Origin of the sequence: Treponema zioleckii, assembly GCF_014737315.1 — a bacterium.
Lineage (GTDB): Bacteria > Spirochaetota > Spirochaetia > Treponematales > Treponemataceae > Treponema_D > Treponema_D zioleckii.
This window is the reverse complement of sequence record NZ_JPUF01000165.1, coordinates 1-514: the sequence shown is the minus strand read 5'-3', so window position 1 is coordinate 514 and position 514 is coordinate 1. Positions and strand designations below refer to the sequence as shown.

Below are 514 nucleotides of genomic sequence, written 5' to 3'. Positions count from 1 at the left end.
AATCTTTAGATTAAAAACAAAACTACAGGGCGTTTATAATCAGCTGCAAACGGCTTAACCAAACAGAAATTGGACGCGAGGCGCGGACAATAAATCTGACCTCCCGAAACGCGGCTTTCCTTGCCGCCGCGTTTCGGGAACACCTGCAAGTTCCCCCACCAGAGCGCGAGTTTTACCTTGGAAAAACTCGCGGGAAACGCCAAAATCCAACTTTTAGATTAAAAACAAAACTCAGGGCGTTTATAATTTTCCCACACACAAACTGATTAGCCAAACAAAAATTGGACGCGAGGCGCGGACAATAAATCTAGCTTCCCGAAACGCGGCTTTCCTTGCCGCCGCGTTTCGGGAGCACCTGCAAGCCCCACCCACCAGAGCGCGAGTTTTGCCTTGGAAAAACTCGCGGGAAACGCCAAAAACTAACTTTTAGATTAAAAACAAAACTCAGGGCGTTTATAATTTTCCCACACACAAACTTATTAGCCAAACAGAAATTGGACGCGAGGCGCGGACA

1 protein-coding gene is annotated in these 514 nt (G+C 47.3%); it reads right to left on the bottom strand.

Going from position 1 to position 514, the window contains the following annotated elements; all coding sequences use genetic code 11:
• Positions 1-307: 307 nt before the first annotated feature.
• A partial coding sequence (locus JI65_RS17235) for a hypothetical protein (RefSeq protein ID WP_207106113.1) occupies positions 308-514 on the bottom strand: 207 nt, incomplete at its 5' end.